At 31.8% G+C, this 7,486-nt stretch carries 7 protein-coding genes; 1 reads left to right on the top strand and 6 read right to left on the bottom strand.

The window, feature by feature from the left end:
• Positions 1-126: 126 nt before the first annotated feature.
• The 6 genes from AABM47_RS02145 to AABM47_RS02120 form a co-directional block, all read right to left on the bottom strand.
• A complete protein-coding gene (locus AABM47_RS02145) occupies positions 127-1,341 on the bottom strand; it encodes a folylpolyglutamate synthase/dihydrofolate synthase family protein (protein ID WP_338409279.1) in 1,215 nt (404 codons plus the stop codon).
• A 5-nt stretch (positions 1,342-1,346) separates the two neighbouring features.
• Entirely contained in the window at positions 1,347-2,144 is a 798-nt protein-coding gene (locus AABM47_RS02140) for an energy transducer TonB (protein ID WP_338409278.1), read from the bottom strand.
• Between the two features lie 174 nt (positions 2,145-2,318).
• Positions 2,319-2,720 carry a biopolymer transporter ExbD gene (locus AABM47_RS02135; RefSeq protein ID WP_338409277.1) on the bottom strand — a complete coding sequence of 134 codons (402 nt, stop codon included), beginning with the start codon at positions 2,718-2,720 and terminating at the stop codon, positions 2,319-2,321.
• The gene (locus AABM47_RS02130) at positions 2,720-3,424 is read right to left on the bottom strand and encodes a MotA/TolQ/ExbB proton channel family protein (protein ID WP_338409276.1); all 705 of its coding nucleotides are present in this window, start codon (positions 3,422-3,424) and stop codon (positions 2,720-2,722) included. The genes AABM47_RS02135 and AABM47_RS02130 overlap by 1 nt, the downstream gene beginning before the upstream one ends.
• A 48-nt stretch (positions 3,425-3,472) precedes the next feature.
• Entirely contained in the window at positions 3,473-4,843 is a 1,371-nt protein-coding gene (nhaD, locus tag AABM47_RS02125; protein ID WP_338409275.1) for a sodium:proton antiporter NhaD, read from the bottom strand.
• Between the two features lie 121 nt (positions 4,844-4,964).
• Positions 4,965-6,038, bottom strand: a complete 1,074-nt coding sequence (locus tag AABM47_RS02120; RefSeq protein WP_338409274.1) for an anhydro-N-acetylmuramic acid kinase — start codon at positions 6,036-6,038, stop codon at positions 4,965-4,967.
• Between the two features lie 88 nt (positions 6,039-6,126).
• Here AABM47_RS02120 and AABM47_RS02115 point away from each other — a divergent pair, with 88 nt between their 5' ends.
• Positions 6,127-7,266, top strand: a complete 1,140-nt coding sequence (locus AABM47_RS02115; RefSeq protein ID WP_338409273.1) for an acyl-CoA dehydrogenase — start codon at positions 6,127-6,129, stop codon at positions 7,264-7,266.
• The last annotated feature ends 220 nt before the right edge of the window (positions 7,267-7,486 follow it).

Raw genomic sequence — 7,486 nt, 5'->3', positions numbered from 1 at the left:
CGGTGTAAACGAGGTGCTCTGAACCAGCTGAGCTAATCGCCCTGTTTTAATTTGCCATACTACTTCCGTATTGCGAGTGCAAATATACATAACTTTTTGAATGATACAACTATTTTTAAAAAATAATTAAATAATTTCTGCAACCACAAATGTACTGCCGCCTATATATATAAAGTCGTTTTCTTTTGCCTCTATCTGAGCTAAAACATAAGCTTCTGAAACAGAATTACATATTACTCCGTTTAAATTGTAATGCATTGCTTTTTCTTTTAAAACAGTTGCGTTTAAACCTCTAAAAACAGTTGGCTTACAAAAATAATAAAAGGCTTTTTTAGGAAATAATGGTAAAATTGAATCTAAATCTTTGTCATTTACAACGCCTAAAATTATGTAGAGACGCTCAAATTTTTGTTTATTAATTTGATTGAGTACGATTTTTAATCCGTGAGCATTATGGGCAGTATCACAAACCACAGTAGGGTTTTGATTTAATTGATGCCACCTACCTAGCAATCCTGTATTTTTTATAACATTGAGAAATCCCTTTTTTATATTTTCATCTGTAACAACAAAGTAATTATTTATTAAAGTTAGAGTTTGGAGTACTGTTTTTTTATTTTGAATTTGATAATCACCTAACAAAGCTGATGGTAAATCTTCAAAATAATGCTCTTGAGCAAAATATATTGGGGCGTTGTTTTCTTTTGCTTTATTTAAAAAAACAGGCTTAGTGTCTTTGGTATACTCCCCTACAACTACAGGTATCTTGTTTTTTATAATTCCTGCTTTTTCTTGAGCTATTAATGCAGGTGTATTTCCTAAAAACTGGGTATGATCTAAGCTAATATTAGTCACCACAGAAACCAATGGTGTAATAATATTAGTAGCGTCTAGTCTGCCGCCCATTCCTACTTCAATTATTGCAACATCGACATGTTCATCGCTAAAATATTGAAAAGCTAAACCTACTGTCATTTCAAAAAAACTCAATTCATTTGCCTCAAAAAAAGACTTATGCATTTTAACAAAATCTACAACATATGCTTCTGTAATTTCTTGACCGTTAATTTTGATGCGTTCTTTAAAGTCTTTTAGATGTGGCGAGGTGTATAAGCCAACTTTATAGCCCGATTCTTGAAGCACTGAGGCCAATAGTGAAGATGTCGAACCTTTTCCATTAGTTCCTGCAACATGTATAGATTTAAAGCTGTTTTCGGGGTGGCCTAAATGATCCGATAATTTTAAAATATTAGATAAATCATTTTTGTAGGCAATAGCACCTTGATTTTGAAACATGGGCAATTGATCGAAAAGCCATTGGGTAGTTTCTTGATAGTTCATTATATTTATTCTCCTACTCTAAAGTTTATTTCTACAAAGCCTATTTGGTTGTCAGGTGCGTCTGAAGCTTGATTCCATTTAAATGTTTTGGCAGTTTCAATTGCGGGCTTAATTAAGCATTGACTTGTAGAATTTGAACCCTTTGCCGAATATTGTGCGCTAATCACTTTTCCTTGTTTGTTTACTGTAACTTGAACCACTATAGTGCCTTCTTCATTACATTGCTGTATTATTTTACCATTACCTGCTAAACTTCTACCTGCTAAACCCCACTTAGTTCCTTCTCCACTTCCTGTTGCTTTTCCGTTGCCCCAAAAGCTGTTGGCATATAAATCTCCATTTATTAATCCTTTATCTCCTGGCTTGCCATCATTGCCATCACCACCGGCTGTAGTGCTTTTGTTTTTACCTTTTATCATTCCTTCTAAAACAGTATTTTTAGGCTTCGTAGGCTCGGCTGGTTTGGTCGTTTTGGTAGGGGTTATTTCGTTTGGAACTGTTTTTGGTTTATCATTTACATTTTTTGTCACAACTACAGGAGAATTGTTGTTTTGTGTAACTAATTCTTCTTGAGCCTTTGCGGTTTCATTTGGGACTTGTGGAGCTGCTGCCTTAACGGGCTCTGTAGGCTTGGTTTTACCTTGACCTACGTTGCTTGTGCCAAAGTTAACGGCTATTCCGTTTTCTGGCGGAGGGTCCATGTAGCTTAAACCAAAAAAAACACACAGTAATGCTAATACTACAAAAATGGCTGATGTAATAACAAATGATTTTTTTTCTTCGGGAGTTTCTAAAAGGCTCATGTTTTAGATTATTAGATGTCAAATATGGGCTAAGCATGTTTGAACTAATTGGTTTTTATATCTTATTTTTTAATTGCAACAAATTTTTCTAGCCCAGATAGTAGTGAAAATACTTTTAAATGTTTTGTAGATTTAAAAGATTGTAACGAATAGCTGGAAATAGCTTAAAAAAAACTATTTAGGGTTTACTGCTAATACTATTTTTATTTGGTTTCTATTGGCTATATCCATAACAAAAACTGCTTTTTCTATGGGCACTCCTTCTTCTACTCTTAAAATTAAAGCTCTGCCGTTGTCATTACCTGTTGGTAAAATTGCTAATAATTGCGATTCTAATTCTGTTTCTTGAACGGGATTTTTATCGATGTAAAATTCTAATTTTTTATTGATATTTACCGATATGCTTTTATTGCTATCTGTTTTTCCTTTGGCTTTTGGCAGCACCAAGTCTAAAGCGTTTGTGGTTACCATAGTAGATGTTAACATAAAAAATATGAGCAACAAAAAAACAATATCGGTCATGGAAGACATATTGAACTCTGTGGATACTTTATTTCTTGTTTTACCTAACTTCATTATACAGGTTCATTTAATAAATCCAGAAAATCTACTGCATTGGCTTCCATTTGATTTACAATTTTATTTGTTTTTACAACTAAATGATTGTATCCCATAAAAGCTACAATACCTACAATAAGACCTATAACAGTTGTTGTCATTGCTGTATAAATGCCTTCGGCAAGGGCACCTACTTCAATTTGTCCACCGCCACTTGCCATTTTATGAAAAGCTAAAATCATACCTACAACTGTTCCAAGAAATCCAATCATAGGACCCGCACCAGAAATTGTGGCTAACATAGATGTGTTTTTTTCTAGTTTATAAAGCTCTAGGTTTCCTGCGTTTTCAATGGCTGTATTAATGTCTTCTAGAGGTTTTCCAATGCGTGAAATTCCTTTTTCTATTAATCTTGCAACCGGAGAATTTGATTGTGCACAAATCATTTTTGCATTATCAATTTTTCCAGATGTGATGCTTATTTTTATGTTATTCATAAAGCCAGAATCTATCTTACTTGCCTTATTGATTGCCATTAAACGCTCAAAATACAAGAAAAAAGCAAAAAATAATAAAATAAATAAAACTAATATTATTACTTGACCACCTAAACCACCACTGGTTAGTAAAGACCATATTGTAAGTATTTGTTTATCAGGTTGGTTTTCTATTAAAGCTTGGCTAGCAAGTGCTAAACTATCTACTTGAAGAAGTATACTCATAAGATTATATATATATATTAATAACGCAAATGTTTATTTAAAATTGTGTTAGGAAGCGTTTAACAAAAAGTCTCTTAACAAAACAAATACTACAAAACCTGATAAAAAACCAAGTAACGCGAGCCAGCCTATTTTTTTTAAATACCACATGAAGTTAATTTTTTCCATTCCCATAGCAACAACTCCTGCAGCTGAACCTATTATTAACATACTTCCACCTGTTCCGGCTGAATATGCAATAAAATGCCATGCAGGCTCATCTAGTGGTATAGAAAACATACCTATACTTGCTGCCACTAATGGAACGTTGTCAATAACTGCAGACCCTGCGCCTAATAACAAGACTACTAAATCTGAAAGGTGCGTTGATTGAAGTTCAGTGCCTAAAAAAGGAACAGAATTTTCTAAAACACCAGCAAATTCAAACAACATTCCTAATGATTCTAAAGCAGCTACTGCCATTAAAATTCCTAAGAAGAATAAAATACTTGGCATTTCAATTTTAGATAACGAATGATGTATTGGACTATGTATTCCTATATTTGTTGCGCCACCTGAAGAAGCATCTCCAACTGAAAATTTAGATCCACTGAAGTATTCTGCAAAAATAGAAACAATAGCTAATGACAACATCATGCCCATATAAGGCGGTAGGTGTGTAAATGTTTTAAAAATAGGCACAAACAAAATACCTGCTAAACCTAAATAAAACATTGTGGCACTAAATTTTGTTTTGGGTTTTTCATCTTTTTCAGAAGTTATTTCTATATCGCCTTTAAAAACAGACAATTTAGAAGCTATAAATGTAGGTACAGCATAACAAAATATAGATGGTATAAGTACGTGTATAATTAAACTGCTTGCCGTAACTTTATTAGCAATCCAAAGCATAGTAGTAGTAACATCTCCAATAGGAGACCATGCTCCTCCAGCATTGGCCGCAATTACAATAAGACCTGCATACCACAAACGAACTTCTTTTTCTTTTACTATTTTTTGAAGAATAGTAATTAAAACAATAGTCGCTGTTAAGTTGTCAATTATAGCAGATAATATAAATGCTAATGTTGTAAATAACCAAAGTAATTTTACTTTATTTTTAGTTTTTACGTAAGATTTAATCGTAGAAAAACCATCAAAGTAATCGATAATTTCCACAATAGTCATGGCACCTAAAAGAAACACTAGTATCTCTGCAGTTTTTCCTAAATGATGAAGCAAAACACCTTCTAAATGATGAAGTTCTAATGATTTAGTTAATGTATTTACTTCATAAACATTTAAATGAGCTACTGCTATAATTGCCCATAAAATTGCCATCATCCCTAGTGCTGGGATTAATTTGTCAATTTTAAGATTATGTTCTAACGCAATAGCTAAATAACCTACAATGAAAATGATAATTAATAATGCTTCCATTTTTATATTTTATTTTTAATTTTTAATGAAGCAAATATACATATTCTAGTGGATTAGCTGTCTTAAACACAAAAATTTAGTAATTTTATAACAGGATTTTTCATAGTAACTTCATGTTTATTTATTTAAGATTTTTTAAAACCACTTTTCCTGAGCTGTGATTAATTGATGCACCTGTTACAGACGACAAAACATTAATTTCATCTCTTAATTTCAATACTCCTAAAAAAGCAAAAATTAAGGCTTCTTTATATTCAATAATTTGGTGATCAGGAAGTATTATTTTAGCATCAGGCAAATAATATGTAATTCGTTCTATTAAAAAGGTATTGTAAACTCCTCCTCCTGAAATAAGTAAAGTAGCACCCTTTTTTGTTATTACTTGGCTCATTTGAAAGGCTACATGTTCTACAAAAGTATTTAACAAATCCTTAACCGATAATTCGCTTGATTCTATAATAGGCAAAACAACTTCATTTACAAATTCAACACCTAATGACTTAGGGTAACTTTTTTTATAATAATCTGATTGATTTAATTCGTCAAATAAACCTAAATTTAAAGAGCCCGATTTAGCAATTAAACCTTCATCATCATAAGGTAAATTTTGTTTATTGGCATAATAATTTAAAACCGTATTAACAGGAGATATGTCAAAGGCAATGCGTTTGTGATTTTTTTCGAATGAAATATTTGAAAAACCACCTAAATTTAAACAATAATCATACTGAGAAAACAACAATCGATCTCCTATTGGTACTAAAGGAGCCCCTTGACCTCCTAATTCAACATCTTGAACTCTAAAATCATAAACTATATTTTGTTTTGTTAATTCAGACAAAATTGGCAAATTTCCTATTTGAAGCGTATACCCTAAATTTGGTTTATGAAGTATCGTATGACCGTGTGAACAGATGGCATCTATTGCTTTTAGATTATTAGCATCAATAAATTCATTGATAATTTGAGCTAACAAAAAAGTATAATTTATATTTAATTCATCCAATTCTGTTTTAGAAAAATCTATTGCTTTTTTAAGCCTGTTTACCCATTCATTTGAATAGGGTACTGTTTTTGACTTCAAAATTTTAAAAGTCCATTTGTCATTAAAACTGAAGTTTACAAAAGCTAAATCTACTCCATCTAATGAAGTTCCTGACATTACTCCGATAACGTTGTAGTTATTCTTATACATGGGGTTAAAATTACAAATTGTTATTGAAAATCTACTAATAAATAAGTACATTTGGGCTATAATACAAAACTACATACTAAATTAATCTATGGATTTTAAATTAAACGAAGAACAAATAATGATTCAGCAAGCAGCTAGAGATTTTGCGCAAACTGAATTGTTACCTGGTGTTATTGAAAGAGATGAGTTTTCTCAATTTCCAACCGAGCAGGTAAAAAAAATGGCTGAGTTGGGCTTTATGGGAATGATGGTAGATCCAAAATACGGTGGTGCTGGTTTAGATTCAATTTCTTATGTTATAGCAATTGAAGAAATTGCAAAAATAGACGCATCAACTGCTGTAGTTATGTCAGTTAATAACTCTTTAGTTTGTGCTGGAATTGAAAAATATGCTAACGAAGATCAAAAACAAAAATATTTAATCCCGTTAGCAAAAGGAGAAGTTATAGGGGCTTTTTGTTTATCAGAACCCGAAGCCGGTTCAGATGCTACCTCACAAAAAACTACTGCAATAGACAAAGGTGATCATTATGTATTAAACGGAACTAAAAATTGGATTACCAATGGAAATTCAGCTTCAACTTATATTGTTATTGCACAAACATATGTTGAAAAAGGACATAAAGGAATTAATGCGTTTATCGTTGAAAAAGGTTGGGATGGATTTACAATTGGCCCAAAAGAAAAAAAAATGGGCATAAGAGGCTCTGACACACACTCTTTAATGTTTTCAGATGTAAAAGTTCCCAAAGAAAATAGAATTGGAGAAGATGGTTTTGGTTTTACTTTTGCTATGAAAGTTTTAAATGGAGGCCGTATCGGAATTGCTTCACAAGCTTTAGGAATCGCTCAAGGAGCCTATGAATTAGCTTTAAAATACGCTCAAGAGCGTGTTACCTTTAAAAAACCTATAATACAACATCAAGCAATTGCGTTTAAATTAGCAGATATGTATGTACAAATTATGGCATCTAGATTACTCTGTTATAAAGCTGCTTTTGAAAAAGATAATGGGGAAGATATTTCACATTCGGGTGCAATGGCAAAACTACATGCTTCAGAAACCGCTATGAACACAACAATTGAAGCGGTACAAATTCATGGCGGAAATGGTTATGTATCTGAATACCATGTAGAAAGAATGATGCGTGATGCAAAAATTACTCAAATATATGAGGGTACTTCTGAAATTCAACGAATTGTAATTTCAAGAGGATTAACGCAATAAAATAAACCGTTTAATTATAAATAATAAATCCGATTCGATTACGATTCGGGTTTTTTTTTATTTATTTTACAAGATTTCCTTTTTAATTTTTACTATTAAAAAAAGCATAACAAAAGAGATAAGGCATTTCTTTTAGCCCTTGTTTATTTAAGATTTACGCAGCTACAGTTTAAATATTCGATTAATTATTATATTCATATAGTTTTTTTTTAAGCCGCTA

The sequence above is a fragment of the uncultured Flavobacterium sp. genome (assembly GCF_963925415.1).
Lineage (GTDB): Bacteria > Bacteroidota > Bacteroidia > Flavobacteriales > Flavobacteriaceae > Flavobacterium.
Note: the sequence above shows the minus strand (reverse complement) of the source record. Positions and strands in the feature narration are given on the sequence as shown.

Excerpts from the sequence above, each read along its gene's own strand:
- AABM47_RS02135 (WP_338409277.1), bottom strand. The coding sequence starts at position 2,720 with ATGAAGTTAGGTAAAACAAGAAATAAAGTATCCACAGAGTTCAATATG.
- nhaD (WP_338409275.1), bottom strand. The coding sequence starts at position 4,843 with ATGGAAGCATTATTAATTATCATTTTCATTGTAGGTTATTTAGCTATT.
- AABM47_RS02130 (WP_338409276.1), bottom strand. The coding sequence starts at position 3,424 with ATGAGTATACTTCTTCAAGTAGATAGTTTAGCACTTGCTAGCCAAGCT.
- AABM47_RS02115 (WP_338409273.1), top strand. The coding sequence starts at position 6,127 with ATGGATTTTAAATTAAACGAAGAACAAATAATGATTCAGCAAGCAGCT.
- AABM47_RS02120 (WP_338409274.1), bottom strand. The coding sequence starts at position 6,038 with ATGTATAAGAATAACTACAACGTTATCGGAGTAATGTCAGGAACTTCA.
- AABM47_RS02145 (WP_338409279.1), bottom strand. The coding sequence starts at position 1,341 with ATGAACTATCAAGAAACTACCCAATGGCTTTTCGATCAATTGCCCATG.
- AABM47_RS02140 (WP_338409278.1), bottom strand. The coding sequence starts at position 2,144 with ATGAGCCTTTTAGAAACTCCCGAAGAAAAAAAATCATTTGTTATTACA.